General features: G+C 54.0%; 18 protein-coding genes. 16 read left to right on the top strand and 2 right to left on the bottom strand.

Annotation, left to right across the window (positions count from 1 at the left end; translation table 11 throughout):
* The first annotated feature begins 14 nt into the window (after positions 1–14).
* From ftsA to BLU70_RS08355, 11 genes are all read left to right on the top strand, one after another.
* Positions 15–1,250, top strand: a complete 1,236-nt coding sequence (ftsA, locus tag BLU70_RS08405) for a cell division protein FtsA (protein ID WP_006446858.1) — start codon at positions 15–17, stop codon at positions 1,248–1,250.
* An 85-nt stretch (positions 1,251–1,335) separates the two neighbouring features.
* Complete coding sequence (gene ftsZ / locus BLU70_RS08400; RefSeq protein WP_006446859.1) at positions 1,336–2,475, top strand: cell division protein FtsZ; 1,140 nt, start codon at positions 1,336–1,338, stop codon at positions 2,473–2,475.
* 284 nt (positions 2,476–2,759) lie between these two features.
* Positions 2,760–3,776: a sigma-E processing peptidase SpoIIGA gene (locus BLU70_RS08395; protein ID WP_040289429.1), complete on the top strand. Its 1,017-nt coding sequence runs from the start codon at positions 2,760–2,762 to the stop codon at positions 3,774–3,776.
* The gene (sigE, locus tag BLU70_RS08390) at positions 3,703–4,425 is read left to right on the top strand and encodes an RNA polymerase sporulation sigma factor SigE (protein ID WP_040289386.1); all 723 of its coding nucleotides are present in this window, start codon (positions 3,703–3,705) and stop codon (positions 4,423–4,425) included. The genes BLU70_RS08395 and sigE overlap by 74 nt, the downstream gene beginning before the upstream one ends.
* Before the next feature lie 133 nt (positions 4,426–4,558).
* Positions 4,559–5,338 (top strand): RNA polymerase sporulation sigma factor SigG, encoded by a 780-nt coding sequence (gene sigG, locus BLU70_RS08385; RefSeq protein ID WP_006446864.1) that lies wholly within the window; start codon positions 4,559–4,561, stop codon positions 5,336–5,338.
* Between the two features lie 55 nt (positions 5,339–5,393).
* A complete protein-coding gene (locus tag BLU70_RS08380; RefSeq protein WP_006446866.1) occupies positions 5,394–5,690 on the top strand; it encodes a YlmC/YmxH family sporulation protein in 297 nt (98 codons plus the stop codon).
* A gap of 46 nt (positions 5,691–5,736) precedes the next feature.
* Positions 5,737–6,555, top strand: coding sequence for a peptidoglycan editing factor PgeF (pgeF, locus tag BLU70_RS08375; protein WP_040289387.1), 819 nt, complete (start codon positions 5,737–5,739; stop codon positions 6,553–6,555).
* Between the two features lie 17 nt (positions 6,556–6,572).
* Entirely contained in the window at positions 6,573–7,262 is a 690-nt protein-coding gene (locus BLU70_RS08370; RefSeq protein ID WP_074693186.1) for a YggS family pyridoxal phosphate-dependent enzyme, read from the top strand.
* A gap of 17 nt (positions 7,263–7,279) precedes the next feature.
* Positions 7,280–7,564 carry a YggT family protein gene (locus tag BLU70_RS08365; RefSeq protein ID WP_040289389.1) on the top strand — a complete coding sequence of 95 codons (285 nt, stop codon included), beginning with the start codon at positions 7,280–7,282 and terminating at the stop codon, positions 7,562–7,564.
* 23 nt (positions 7,565–7,587) lie between these two features.
* The gene (locus BLU70_RS08360; protein ID WP_006446870.1) at positions 7,588–8,358 is read left to right on the top strand and encodes a YlmH family RNA-binding protein; all 771 of its coding nucleotides are present in this window, start codon (positions 7,588–7,590) and stop codon (positions 8,356–8,358) included.
* A gap of 121 nt (positions 8,359–8,479) precedes the next feature.
* Positions 8,480–8,983, top strand: a complete 504-nt coding sequence (locus tag BLU70_RS08355) for a DivIVA domain-containing protein (protein WP_040289390.1) — start codon at positions 8,480–8,482, stop codon at positions 8,981–8,983.
* A gap of 54 nt (positions 8,984–9,037) precedes the next feature.
* Here BLU70_RS08355 and BLU70_RS08350 read toward each other — a convergent pair whose 3' ends face one another.
* A complete protein-coding gene (locus tag BLU70_RS08350; RefSeq protein WP_058094018.1) occupies positions 9,038–9,229 on the bottom strand; it encodes a hypothetical protein in 192 nt (63 codons plus the stop codon).
* Positions 9,230–9,412: 183 nt separating this feature from the next.
* Here BLU70_RS08350 and BLU70_RS08345 point away from each other — a divergent pair, with 183 nt between their 5' ends.
* Together BLU70_RS08345 and BLU70_RS08340 are read left to right on the top strand one after the other, a co-directional pair.
* Complete coding sequence (locus BLU70_RS08345; protein ID WP_074693185.1) at positions 9,413–9,736, top strand: DUF5665 domain-containing protein; 324 nt, start codon at positions 9,413–9,415, stop codon at positions 9,734–9,736.
* 17 nt (positions 9,737–9,753) lie between these two features.
* Positions 9,754–10,407 carry a TraR/DksA C4-type zinc finger protein gene (locus BLU70_RS08340; RefSeq protein ID WP_074693184.1) on the top strand — a complete coding sequence of 218 codons (654 nt, stop codon included), beginning with the start codon at positions 9,754–9,756 and terminating at the stop codon, positions 10,405–10,407.
* On the opposite strand, the gene comA is transcribed toward BLU70_RS08340, so the two are convergent.
* Positions 10,364–11,200, bottom strand: coding sequence for a phosphosulfolactate synthase (gene comA / locus BLU70_RS08335; RefSeq protein WP_100218625.1), 837 nt, complete (start codon positions 11,198–11,200; stop codon positions 10,364–10,366). The genes BLU70_RS08340 and comA overlap by 44 nt on opposite strands.
* 90 nt (positions 11,201–11,290) lie before the next feature.
* Between comA and lspA the strand changes: the two genes are divergently transcribed.
* The 3 genes from lspA to pyrR all read left to right on the top strand — a co-directional run bounded on the left by lspA (position 11,291) and on the right by pyrR (position 13,467).
* Positions 11,291–11,782, top strand: coding sequence for a signal peptidase II (lspA, locus tag BLU70_RS08330; protein ID WP_040289393.1), 492 nt, complete (start codon positions 11,291–11,293; stop codon positions 11,780–11,782).
* The gene (locus BLU70_RS08325; RefSeq protein WP_074693183.1) at positions 11,779–12,720 is read left to right on the top strand and encodes an RluA family pseudouridine synthase; all 942 of its coding nucleotides are present in this window, start codon (positions 11,779–11,781) and stop codon (positions 12,718–12,720) included. Before lspA ends, BLU70_RS08325 begins: the two co-directional genes overlap by 4 nt.
* 213 nt (positions 12,721–12,933) lie before the next feature.
* Positions 12,934–13,467 carry a bifunctional pyr operon transcriptional regulator/uracil phosphoribosyltransferase PyrR gene (gene pyrR / locus BLU70_RS08320; protein WP_040289394.1) on the top strand — a complete coding sequence of 178 codons (534 nt, stop codon included), beginning with the start codon at positions 12,934–12,936 and terminating at the stop codon, positions 13,465–13,467.
* The last annotated feature ends 13 nt before the right edge of the window (positions 13,468–13,480 follow it).

The following is a 13,480-nucleotide window of genomic DNA, read 5'->3' as shown; positions in this document are numbered from 1 at the left end:
GAGGTGCCACTCGGTTGGCCAAAGAAGATTACATCGTCAGTCTTGACATCGGCACTTCGAAAATACGAGCTATTATCGGAGAGCCGACCGGAAACAGCATCAACGTCATTGGAGTTGGCTCCGCCTCTGGTGAGGGACTGCGCCACGGTTCCATTGTCGATATAGATATGACTGTTGAATCGATCCGAGAAGCAGTTGACCATGCGGAGCGCATGGTTGGCATTCACATCTCGTCTGCTTATGTTGGGATTTCAGGGAATCACATTCAACTTCATAGCAGTCATGGTGTGGTAGCGGTGTCGTCGGCGGATCGAGAAATTACAGATGAAGATATCGAACGCGTTTTGCAGCAAGCTCGCGTCGTGGCGCTGCCTCCAGAACGCGAAGTCATCGACGTCGTCGCAAAGGAGTTCATTGTCGACGGCCTGCGTGGGATTATGGATCCGCGCGGTATGCTCGGTGTTCGCCTCGAGGTGGAGGCTTATTTGATCACAGGTAGCCGCACGGCGATTCACAACGTTGTACGCTGTGTGGAGCGGGCCGGACTGGAGGTCGCGAACTTGGTGCTCGCGCCGATGGCGGCGAGTCACATTGCCTTAACCCAGGACGAACGTCGCCTGGGCGTGGCACTCGTCGATGTCGGCGCCGGAGCGACGTCCGTGACGGTCTTTAGCAACGGTGTTTTGATGGGGACGAGCATCATCCCGATGGGTGGTGACTACGTCACCCACGATATTGCGATTGGTCTGCGGACAAGCACCACTGCGGCAGAGCAAGTCAAATTACGGCATGCTTGTGCGATGGTTTCCCAAGCTTCGGAGCATGAGACGTTCCGCGTGCCTCGGATGGGGAGTAACAAGGAAACCGAGTATACTCAGTACGACTTGGCAACGATTGTTGAACCTCGCATGCAGGAGATATTTGCGCTCGTGCAAAAAGAGATTGAAAAGATGGGCTATGCGGATGATTTGCCAGCCGGATATGTGTTCCACGGAGGTGTGATGTCGACACCTGCGGCTGCCGATTTGGCCAGTGAGGAGTTGCAGTCTCCGGTTCGTATCGCCATTCCAGAATTTCTCGGTGTGCGCGACCCGTCGTTCGTCAATGGCGTTGGAACGATTGCTTACGCTGCGCGTACAGGGCTGCGCCCGTCGGCGGCGGAAGTCAACGCGGCGAGCCGTCAGGTTCGGCCGGCGAACAACGTCAGTGTATTTGCGCGAATTAAGGATTGGCTGCGCGATTTCGTGTAATACAGGCGAGTTGGCGTACGTGTGTGCGCTGGCACCAAACCGTCGCAGGGGAAAAGCGGAGCCATAGAGATTAGGAGGAGCCATCATGTTGGAATTTGATTTTGAATCGGATTCCCTTGCCAATATCAAGGTGATAGGCGTCGGCGGCGGCGGGTGTAACGCGGTCAACCGAATGATTGAATCAGGTGTTAAGGGTGTCGAGTTCATCGTCGTCAATACGGACGCACAGGCTTTAAAGCTGGCGAAGGCAGAGACGCGTCTGCAAATTGGCGAAAAACTAACACGCGGCTTGGGTGCTGGAGCGAATCCAGAGATCGGAAAGAAGGCTGCCGAGGAGAGCCGCGAAATGTTGGCCAACGCTTTGCGCGGTGCGGATATGGTCTTCGTGACCGCGGGCATGGGCGGCGGTACGGGAACGGGTGCAGCGCCTGTCATCGCTGAAATTTCGAAGGAACTTGGCGCGTTGACGGTGGGTGTCGTCACGAAGCCGTTTCGGTTCGAGCAGCGCCGTCGCATGATTCAGGCGGAACAGGGTGTAGCTGAACTCAAGGAGAAGGTGGACACCCTCATCGTTATCCCCAACGACCGATTGCTCGAAATTGTTGATCGCAACACGCCAGTCCTCGAGGCGTTCCGCGAAGCGGACAATGTGCTCAGGCAAGGCGTTTCGGGTATTTCAGAGTTGATTGCAACGCCGGCTTTGATCAACGTCGACTTCGCGGACGTGAAAGCCATTATGACTGAGCGAGGGTCGGCGCTCATGGGTATCGGAATCGCGTCAGGCGAAAATCGGGCGGCGGAAGCGGCGAAAAAGGCGATTTCCTCGCCCTTGCTCGAAACGTCCATCGACGGCGCACGCGGGGTGTTGATGCACGTCGCGGGCGGCACGAACTTAAGTTTGTGGGAAGTCAACGAAGCAGCCGATATAGTGTCAACGACTGCGGATGCGGAAGTTAACATGATTTTCGGTGCTGCTATCGACCCTGAATTGCAGGACGAAATTGTCGTAACGGTGATTGCCACGGGATTTGAAGGCAATCAGCAACACACGCAGCGCCCGGGTCACACGCATCATGACTTACACGAACCAGCGGTGCGGGGAACGGTGCAACGCCATTCTGTAGTGCAAGATGCACCACCCAATGTGCCGAATACAGGAAACACTTGGGATGTTCCTGCGTTCATGCGCCGGCAGAACGGAAGCAAGTTCGGCCGAGATCGTTAAGAAGCGTTCCATATGCTCTTTTTTGAAGTAGGGGGCCGTGCGCATAGCTTAAAGTCTTGCCGCACGGCCTTTCCTATTGTGTGCAATGGTCGACCGTTGACAGGTTTGCACGCCCTCCTCAACATTCCTCGTGATACTTCTACAAAAAGTCTATGAGATCGCAGGCAAGTTCCGACAGGCTTCGTAATAGAGATAAACTATACTGTCATCCATAAGGATGGCAGGTGATTCAAGGCCGTCCAGCACCTTTTGGGACACGCCGTGGCCCATCGCGAGGTGATGGTGTGCAGGCGGTGCCGGTCGTCTACATCGACGTTGTTTGGCTCGTCAACCTAGTGATGGATTTTATCCTGCTTTGGACCACAGGCTGGTTGATGAAGCGGCGTGCTCGGTTGCGGCGTCTCGCCCTTGGCGCGCTTGTCGGCGCATGCTATTCGCTCTTGTTGTTCTTTCCCGCATTGTCCCCACTAACCACCTGGCCGGGAAAGGCACTCGTGTCGGTTGTCATGGTATGGATTGCCCTTCCATACAAGCACCTGATCGATCTCGCCCGTTTGCTTGGGGCGTATTACATTGTTGCGTTTGTGTTTGCTGGCGCGTCCATCGCGCTTGGCTTCACCGTTCCAGGCGTGTCGTTGGACAAATCGCTACTCACCCAACATGGCTTGATCTTCCGAACGTCTGGGGAGACGTTTGCCATGATGGTCGGGGTACCGCTCTGTTTGTTTGTCGTCCGTCGCTTGTTGTTACATCTGCGTAAGCAATCGCGGTTACAAAATTTTTCGGCGTTGGTTGAAGCCGAATTTGATGGTGTATCATTGCGTTTCACGGGCCTGTTCGACTCTGGCAATCAATTGACCGATCCGGTATCAAAGCGTCCTGTATCGTTTGTCGATATGGAGGTGCTTCTGCCCGTGTTGCCAAGCGAGCTGGGCGAAGCGGTCAAGTCGGGGGGAGATTTGTTTGCGGCTTTGGCTACCGTTGCCGCTTGTCATCACATCGCGTTGGTCCCCTACCAAAGCGCCTCTGGACGAGGATTGACCATCGCCTTGCGGCCACAAGTTGTTTACATTGAGCGAGGCGGTACGAGGACAATGGTCACCGAAGCGTGCCTGTTCGCAGCATTTCCTGGCAAGCTCAGTGCTGACGGATCCTTTCAGGCGATTTTGCATATGGACTTGATGAATGGAGTTGATGAGGTTGAAAGGATTGCGATCGCTCAAAGACATGAATCGTCTGCTGCGTCTTCGGCTGCGGTTGCTGTATCTGCGCATTCGGATTCGCATCCACGGTCCTCTTGACGAAGTATACTACGTCGGGGGCAGCGAGGCGTTACCACCGCCGCTGACGCGCGAAGAAGAACAGTATTTGCTCGAACGGCTGCCATCTGGCGATGAATCCGTTCGTTCCATGCTTATCGAGCGCAACTTGCGACTTGTTGTGTACATCGCGCGTAAGTTTGAAAACACTGGCATTCATATCGAAGATTTGGTATCTATTGGGACGATCGGTTTAATCAAGGCTGTGAACACGTTTGATCCCAGTAAAAAAATTAAACTCGCCACATACGCATCTCGTTGTATCGAAAACGAAATCCTTATGTATTTGCGCCGCAACAACAAACTTCGCTCAGAAGTATCGTTTGACGAGCCTTTGAACGTCGATTGGGACGGCAACGAACTTTTGCTTTCGGACGTACTTGGAACCGAATCCGATACCATTTATCGTAACCTGGAAGACGAGGTGGATCGCGAACTTCTCTATGATGCACTCGACAAGTTGTCGGAACGGGAGCGTAAAATCATGCAGCTTCGGTTTGGTTTAGGCACCGGGCAGGAGATGACACAAAAAGATGTGGCAGATCTGCTCGGGATTTCACAGTCCTACATATCTCGTTTGGAAAAGCGAATTTTAAAGCGTCTACAGCGCGAATTCAACAAGATGTTGTGATGCGTTTGAAGCTCTCATGGGATGTCCCTCTGAATGGTGCATAACTTAGCAAGCCGCGGAGATACTGAAGACGAATTCTGGGAAATACTACATACTCCGTGTCAGACGAGCAGGCACCTTTGGGGGGACTTCTTTGAAACGCAACAAGGTTGAGATCTGCGGCGTCAACACCTCGCAACTTCCCGTTTTGACCAATGCTCAGATGCGCGAATTGTTCACCTCACTACAGGCGGGCGATCTATCTGCACGTGAGAAATTGGTGAACGGCAATCTGCGTTTGGTTCTCTCCGTCATCCAGCGGTTTAACAATCGCGGAGAATATGTGGACGACCTATTTCAGGTCGGTTGCATCGGACTCATGAAAGCAATCGATAATTTTGACTTAAGCCAAAACGTGCGTTTCTCCACTTACGCTGTACCGATGATTGTCGGTGAAATTCGTCGCTATCTGCGGGACAACAACCCGATTCGCGTCAGTCGGTCACTGCGCGATATCGCCTATAAAGCTCTGCAAATACGAGATATGTTGACCACAAAACACCTGCGTGAGCCGACTATTGTCGAGATCGCCAAGGAAATGGACCTCCCAAAGGAGGAGGTCGTTTTTGCCTTGGATGCCATTCAGGACCCGGTCTCGATGTTTGAGCCTATTTATCACGACGGGGGCGATCCGATTTATGTCATGGATCAAATTCATGATGAACGAGAAAAGGATAGCTCTTGGGTCGAAGGTATTGCCTTGCGCGAAGCGATGCACAAATTGACGGACCGAGAAAAGAAGATTCTCTCCATGCGCTTTTACGAGGGTAAGACGCAAATGGAGGTGGCCGACGAGATCGGCATCTCGCAGGCACAGGTCTCGCGGCTTGAAAAAGCCGCAATCAATCGTATGCACAAACACATCCAGTCGTAAACGGGACACATTCGGTCATATGATGAACATGTGACCGAATGGAGGCGGCTCTACGGTGATGCGAATTTCCGAATTGCAAGCGAAGGATGTCGTCAATGTCGAAGACGGAAAGCGGCTCGGAACCATTGGGGACATGGAGATTGATCTCGATAGTGGATTGATTCGCTCCATCGTGATACCAGGTCAAGGCCGCTTTTTCGGCATGGTTGGCAGCACGCAAGATTATGTGATACCGTGGAATCAGATTGTCAAAATTGGCACGGACGTCATTCTCGTCGATTTGCGTCCACCTCATGAAACTGGTTATTATCTCCCTCCTCAATCTGGAAAGCGTGGCACAGGAGGCTACTGATGGATAGTCAGTCAGCCTCCGCGTCATGTATGATGAGGGTGGGGTGATGCACGTGCTGACGAACATCGTTGGGAATCATGGCGGCATTGGCGTACGCCCGGGCTGGGCTGAGGCCGGTGTATGCGCCATGTTTTTGTTTCGCCACGATGATGCTTGGCCGGCTGTTGAACGGGATGTGTCGTATGTGGGGCGGATTGACCCCAACGACGCGGCGGCCAATCGGTCGTGGTTTCTTGAGCGCTTGCAGTTGCCTAGCGATTGCGCTTCGTTTGTACGCCAGGTTCATGGTACGGACGTGATCGATGTCACAAGATCCATGGCCACACGCGTAGCAGACCATGCGGCTGTGCGTCCTGAGGGAGACGCACAGGTAACGAGAGATGTCGGTGTTGTACTTGGAATTTTGGTTGCTGATTGCGCTCCCGTGTTGTTTTACGATCCCGTACAACGCGTGGTGGCAGCCGCACATTCCGGGTGGCGTGGCACGGTCAAAGGCATTTCGAGGGCAGTCGTAGCACGTATGGTCAACGAATATGGCAGCCACGTAGGCGATATTCGAGCGGCAATCGGGCCTTGTATACGTCGTTGTTGTTATGAAGTTGACGAAACGGTAGCGCGCGAAGTGCGGGGTACACACATGGAGCGCGCGCTTCTTACTCGGTTTGGACGAGACGAAAAATATTGGTTTAGTCTACCCGATGCAGTTCGCATCGACTTGATTCACGCTGGGTTGCGACCAGAACATGTCGACGATTGTGGACTATGTACTGCCTGCCGGAACCAACACCTGTTTTCGCACAGGCGCGAGCAAGGTCAGGCTGGCCGGCAGATGGCCATCATCGCACTGACGGATCCGCAACGTTGATTCAGTAGGGGGCACATATGGATTTTGCATACGTACATGAGAATGTGTCGGCGATTCGTCTGCACGTCGAAGCGGCCTGTGCGAAAGTCGGCCGCGATCCGGCGGACGTGCGCGTGATCGCCGTGACAAAGACAGCACCGCCTGATATTTTACCGGCTCTTTCTGCGAATGGCATCAAGGATGCGGCGGAAAATCGGTGGCAGGCAGCACGCGAGAAGCTGATGCATCCAGCCGCAACACAGCTGACTTGGCATTTCATCGGTACGCTGCAAACTAACAAAGTCAAGTATGTTACGCCGCGCTTTGACTGGGTGCATTCCGTGGACAGGCTTGAACTTGCGCTCGCCCTTGCAGAGGCAGCACAGCGTCTAGACAGAACACTTAACGTGCTCATTCAGGTCAACGTTGCACAGGAATCACAGAAGCATGGTTTTCCACCCGAAGCGTGTCTGGCGGCCGCAACGGCGATGATTGGGATGCCCAACCTCGTACTGCGTGGTTTGATGACGATGGCTCCACAGGTTGACGATCCGGAACAAGTACGTCCCGTCTTTCGTACATTGCGCGAACTGCGCGATGACTTGCAAAGCCGTCTGTCTCTGGCGACCTTTGACCAACTTTCGATGGGGATGTCGCAGGATTTCCCAGTCGCGATTGAAGAAGGTGCGACAATGATCCGCATTGGCCGTCGTTTGGTCAATCCGTAAAGGTGGGAGGCATTCGCTTGGACGTACTGGCTCGGTTGGTCGAATGGATGTTTTCAATATATTGGTTTGTGCTATTGGCTGGTGCGGTCGTTGAAATGGTTCCCGACGTTCGCCAGTATCGTGTTGCACGTTGGTTCATTGAATTGTCAACCCCGTATTTACGGATATTTCGGCGCAATATTCGGCCGCTTTCCATAGGGCGTATGTCGTTGGATATCTCGTGGATGATTGGGGTGGTGGTGTACCTCGTGATCGAAGCGGGTGTAGACACCACCCTGGCTCAATTGCTTGGGAAATACTGACGAGAGGCGGAACGACAGAAGCCATGAGCAGTGGAGCGTGGTTGCGAGAAGAGGAGAGGCCATTTCTAAAACAAGTCGAAGACTGGGCCGCACATGTCCATGCACGGGGAACGTGGTACTTGACGGACTTTTTAACGCCTCGTGAGCGATGGATTGCCGAGAGTGCGGCGCGCCACTCTGGCCTGGTCACTTCTGACTTCGGTGGCTATACCGACGCGGAGCGCGTTCGGATGTTGCTCATGCCAGAGGACTGGCACCCAGAGGCGAGCGACTATGATATCAAGTGCTTAGCGATCACGGCGCTGGAGCAGCCCATCCGACATCGAGATGTACTGGGGTCTGTCTTGGGGCTCGGCATACAACGTAAAACGGTCGGGGATATCGCGGTATTTGATCAGAAGCGTGCGTATGTCTTTGCAACTTCTGCCATGGGTTCGTTTTTGGCGAGGGAGTTGCATCGTGTTGGTCGCGGGGTCGTGGAGGTGGTACTCCTTGAAGATCCACCGCAGTTGCCACCACCGGCCTATGAAGAGCAAGACATCTTTGTCATGTCACCCCGCATCGACGCGATTGTGGCGCAGGCGTGCCATCTTTCGCGTGCCAATGCACAAGAGCATGTGGCCCGTGGCTATGTGTCACTCAACTTTGTCGAAGCTGTCGCACGGGATGAGGTTAGACCGGGAGACATCTTGTCGGTGCGGGGCTTTGGACGGATTCGCGTCGTTGAGGCGGTCGGTACATCGAGATCGGGCAGAATTCGAATGCGTATCGGTATTCTGCGATCAGATACATGATTTTCCGGGTGCATTAGGGAAGGAAATCGAAGATTGCTGTCGAATAGACAAGAACAAAGTGTCTTGATACGAATTTTCGAAGCTTAGAGTATGCTGGCTGTCGAACTAAGGAGGATACGCAATGCCCCTGTCCCCGATTGACATTCATAATAAAGAATTTCGTCGTTCGTTGCGTGGTTATAACGAAGACGAGGTCGATGATTTTCTCGAACGCATCATTCAGGATTATGAGGGTCTGATTCGACAGAACAAGCAACTCGAAGAGGAAATTGCGCGTGTAAACGAGCGATTGGCCCATTATAACAGTTTGGAAGAGAGCTTGAGCAAGTCCATCTTGGTGGCACAGGAAACCGCCGAAGAGTTGAAGAACAACGCGAAAAAAGAGGCTCAGTTGATCATTCGTGAGGCGGAAAAAAACGCGGATCGGATCGTCAGTGAAGCCTTGAATAAGGCGCGCAAAGTTGCGCTTGAGGTCGAAGAAATGCAGAAACAGGCAGCGGTGTTCCGCGCCCGCTTCCGCTCGTTGATTCAGTCTCAACTCGAGATGATGGATTCCGGGGATTGGGAGTCGTTTGAGAAAGACCTGGCCCGCCGTGAAGTCGCGGCCGCCGAGTCCGGATTTTAATGTGCAACGCTCGCTCTTGGCCGTTCCTGAACGACAGGATCGGCCTTTTATTTTTTATTGATCCATTCGCTTAGCCAGCCACCTTAAAAGGAGACCGGCTGCGACAAGACAGACATTGAAGATCACATAAATCGCGTATGGCAGGTCGATGTTCAGCCAAATGCGCGCGAGAACGCAGCCTGCCAGAAGTGTTATACCAATCCAGACAACGATCCACCCCACAGCTAACATCCACGTTCCGCGCATCGTAAACCGCTCCAGTCATAAACAAGCTTGCCGATTTCCATCATACACGTCTGACGGTGACAGACCAGTGACAGACTCATGAACAATTGTAGCGTGATCGTGCCGGTCATGTCGCACGGGCGGATCGGACACACTAACGTCGACGCTGTTGTAAACCCGGCGAGAGCGTTCGGAGGGTGTGGCATGAGTGCGTTCCGATTACGAAAGCAGAGGCTTCGTCGCCTTTCCGACAGGGGATTGCTGCGGCTGGCCGAGTATCTGGAAGGGGCCAATTTTGCGGCCTATGTCGACTTGATCCAGACGCCTTGGCGCCTCGCCTTGTTAAACTTGATTGGCGGCATCTTTCGCGGCTTGGGCATCGGCCTTGGCTTCACCATCATCGCAGGAACGATCGTGATGTTGCTACAGCAGCTCGAAGTGCTCAACATACCGGTCATCGGCAAGTTTATCGCCGATTTGGTCGCTATCGTGCAGGCCCAGTTACACACCAGACAGTATACGTATTGAGGGCAGGAGGAGTCGCTATGAAGTGGGAGCATATGCGCAAGCGTTTAGAGAATCAGAAGCGCGAAGTCGAAGCTCGGCTCAGCGTGCGCAATGAGTCTGCGGATCTCGGTGACAGCATGCGCGATGAAATCTCCGAACTATCGATGTATGACAATCACCCCGCAGATGTCGCGAGTGAACTCTTCCTCCGGGGCATGGCCGTTGGCGATGAAGTCCGCGAGGAAGCGTATCTCGAAGACCTTGACGAGGCACTCAAGCGCATCGATGCCGGGACGTACGGTCTTTGCGCCGAATGTGGGCGTGAAATCAGCGCAGAACGGATGGAGGCCATGCCGACCGCGCGTTATTGTATTGAATGCCAAGAAGACGCGGAGCGGCGCAAAAAACATCGCCATCGACCGGTCGAGGAGGACGTGCTTTGGCCTGGCTTTGGTGCGGTTTGGCTGGACGATCACGACCAAACCGGGTTCGACGGAGAAGATGCCTACCAGGCCGTGGCGCGTTTCCAAGAACCGGCGTTTGGCGAAGAGACGTATGAACAGCCAGATCTTGACGATAACACGGGGTTTGTCGACCCGATTGATCACATTTCCCAGGAATATTACATCCGGACATTGCCATCGTCAGCTATTGAGCTGTCGGATTACGATGAGGATGGGACGCTTGCATAGCGAGCACCAACGTGTCGGCGCGAAGTCCGAGGCGAAGGCATTCGAGCGCAAGAAGGTCGCCTGCCGGAATGTTGCCAAGATTGACGTCGGATCCAAAGCGGCGAATAAATTCGACTTGCTGCTGTTTTTTCGGAGCCTCCCAGATGACTTTCTTCCTCGCCCAGGCTGGCAGTTCGTCGATGAAAGTCTGCACAAGGTTGTCGAGCACTTTGCCATTCGCATCGTAAACGCCGACACCTTCACCTGATTCGCGACCTTCTATGATGACATAGTCCGATCCGGCATTTAAATCCGCGATGACGCTTCGCGCGCAGTTGACGATGTCCATGCTGTGCGAAAGCTTTTTCCCGATTTCGGAGACGACGACCGGGAAGATATCTTTGGCTTGCGCGATGGCCTTTTGCCGATCACTTGCTGGTAGTTCAATGGTTCCATCGGACACTTCCATGGCAGTGAAGCCGATACTTTGACATCGTTGCAGATAGTCTGTATATGAGCCCTGCAACCACGCAATTTCACCCAATGTGCCGCCAGGGCAGGCAAGAACCTCCACTTCACTGAGTAAGCCCAACTTGCGGCGCAAAATGGGCTCTGGATAAAGAGGACTTGTACCAAACCCGAATTTAAATAAGTCGACGTACGCCGCGCCGACTTCAAGAATATCTGTTAGCGTGGAAAAGCCGAGCCCTTTATCGATCACCATGGTCAGTCCGGTCGATCTCGGCTTCTCCGCGCGAAGTCCGAGCGGAGCGCTGATCATTTGTGAGAAGGCGCCGCCGTCTGATACAATCACGGTATCCACACTCCTTTGCACACTGTCCCTTCACGGTATGAAGCACAACGTGAGTGGGTGCAGGCAGAATGCCAACGAGGAGACATGACCGTGAAGCGGATTCAATATTTGTTATACGTCGTTGCCGCACTGACCGTTGGATTTGATCAATTTCTCAAGTGGATCGTGCGTCGAACCTTGCCTATCGGTGACGCTGTTCTGGTCATCCCTGGCGTCGTCGAATTGACGCATCTGCAAAACCCCGGTGCCGCATTCAGCTTGTTTCCCAATCAAACGTGGCTGTTTGTTCTCATTGCCGCGATCGTCGTGGTGGCCGTTATATTCGTTCACCAGCGCTGGCATTTGGATCGCCTTGCACAGGTGGGACTGGGATTGTTGCTGGGGGGGGCGCTTGGCAACATGGTGGATCGCATCATTTCGCCAACGCACACCGTAACCGACTACGTGTACTTTTATACGATTCATTTTCCAGTATTTAATTTGGCGGACGCGTCAATCGATTTTGGCGTATTGTTTCTCCTCATCAGTTCGTTTCGGTCAGGCACGGAGCGATCCGACGACGGGAAGGGGGATCCCAAGTGAGATCCGCGGTGCGGGTTATCTATGAGGTTGCGCCATCCGAAGCAGGAGAACGCCTTGACAAGTGGCTGACCGAGCGCCTACAAGAGGATGAGGTTGATATCTCGCGGACGGTTGTCCAGCAATGGCTGAAAAGCGGAAGTGTCACACGACGGCGCCCCGGCAAAGTCAAGGCTTCGGATCCATTGGAGCCTGGCGACGTGTACGAAATTGAGGTACCAGCCGAGGAACCGTTTGTTATCGTCCCGGATGATGTTGCCATGCATATCGTGTATGAGGACGACGACCTGGTTGTCGTGGACAAGCCACGAGGTGTCGTCGTGCATCCCGGAGCCGGAAACGAACGAGGCACCTTGGTCAATGGGCTTGCGGCCCGCGGTGTTCGGTTATCGCCACTCGGGGGTGAGATGCGCCCTGGTGTCGTACACCGGATCGACAAAGACACGAGCGGCCTCGTGATGTTTGCGAAGACAGAGCGCGCCTATTATGGCTTGACTGAGCAGTTGCGGGAACACACGGTGATTCGGCATTACCGAGCTATCGTTCACGGAAAAATGGAACATCGGTCGGGCACGATTGATATGCCTATCGCTCGCGATCCGAACGACCGGCAACGCATGGCTGCCCGCCTCGAAGGCAAGCGTGCCGTCACCCATTTCCAGGTCATCGAACAATTCGACCGCTATGCGGTTGTCATGTGTCAATTGGAAACGGGACGAACGCATCAAATTCGCGTCCACTTTGCGGAAATTGGCCATCCACTCGCTGGCGACAAGGTCTATGGCAGACGGCATACGCTGCCGATTGACGGGCAGGCGCTGCATGCCGAGACGCTTGGTTTTGTGCATCCGGCGACCGGGCAGTGGATGTCGTTTGCAAGTGCACTGCCTCCAGATATGGAACAGTTGATCGAATGGTTGCGCGCGGGTAGAATTGGCTAGTTATTGGCTTGACATAGGAATCCTGACATGATAGTCTTCTTGCAAATCCTATAGTGTGAACTGCCTTTAAACCAATCCCGTGAGGTTGGAAAGGAGTCGGACAGCGCAGAACTGGTGTATGCTAGCCAGGTGTTCTGAGCAAACGGCCACCTCCTAACCGGGGTGGTCGTTTTTCGTGTAGATATCCTTTCCAAGAAGGAAAGAGGGAAGAGTGTGTCACAAAAAACACAAATTATGGACGACGCGGCGATGCGTCGGTCGCTAACGCGCATGGCTCATGAAATCCTTGAGCGTAATAAAGGACTGGACGACGTCGTGCTCGTAGGCATCGTGACGAGAGGCGTCGCACTTGCAGAACGGATTCGCGAAAAATTGGCCGAGATCGAAGGGCAAACCATTCCCTGCCTGTCCCTTGACCCAACCCCCTATCGGGACGATCGCGCCGATGCGCGTCCAACTAAGGCACATGTGCCGGCTCTTGATGTTGCAAAACGGCGTGTGATTCTCGTCGACGACGTGTTGTACACAGGGCGTACGGTGCGCGCCGCGCTCGACGCCATCATGGATGCAGGGCGAGCACAATCCGTGCAATTGGCGACATTGGTCGACCGTGGGCACCGAGAACTTCCGATTCGCCCCGATTTCGTCGGCAAGAACGTACCCACGTCGCGGGAAGAACAGGTCATCGTGCGGTTGCGCGAGGTCGATGGCGAAGACGGCGTGTGGATTGCCCACAGGCAGTCTTGACTGAACTGGACTG

Source organism: Alicyclobacillus hesperidum (genome assembly GCF_900107035.1).
Taxonomy (GTDB): Bacteria; Bacillota; Bacilli; order Alicyclobacillales; family Alicyclobacillaceae; genus Alicyclobacillus; species Alicyclobacillus hesperidum.
The sequence above is the reverse complement of the archived record's forward strand: the minus strand, read 5'-3'. Positions and strand labels throughout refer to the sequence as shown.